This window comes from Shewanella electrica (assembly GCF_022321485.1).
In the GTDB taxonomy this organism is placed as follows: Bacteria; Pseudomonadota; Gammaproteobacteria; order Enterobacterales; family Shewanellaceae; genus Shewanella; species Shewanella electrica.
The window spans coordinates 1-231 of sequence record NZ_JAKOGG010000830.1; the positions used below are offsets into that span (position 1 = coordinate 1).

Annotated in this window: 1 protein-coding gene; it reads right to left on the reverse strand. The window is 48.5% G+C overall.

Features of this window, described 5'->3' with window-relative positions:
• Positions 1–202 (reverse strand): RNA-binding protein (locus tag L9G74_RS24735; RefSeq protein WP_500142686.1); only part of this gene is annotated, 202 nt, incomplete at its 3' end.
• Positions 203–231 lie beyond the last annotated feature (29 nt).

A 231-nucleotide genomic window follows, 5' to 3' on the forward strand; every position in this document is an offset into this window, starting at 1 on the left:
CTGTAGCTAGATTCAGCCGTAAGGGCCGGCCTTGAACCTCCACACCATTCATAGAATTCAAAGCAGCCTCTACATCCTCAGCAGTTTCAAAAGAGACAAACCCATATCCCCTAGACCTTCCACTGTTCCTTTCATAGATGACCTTGGCACTCAGGAAGCCAGGCTGCTCAGCAAAGGCATCCCTAAGATCTTGTGAAGTCAGACCCCAAGGTTTCCAGCATAAATCTTGTG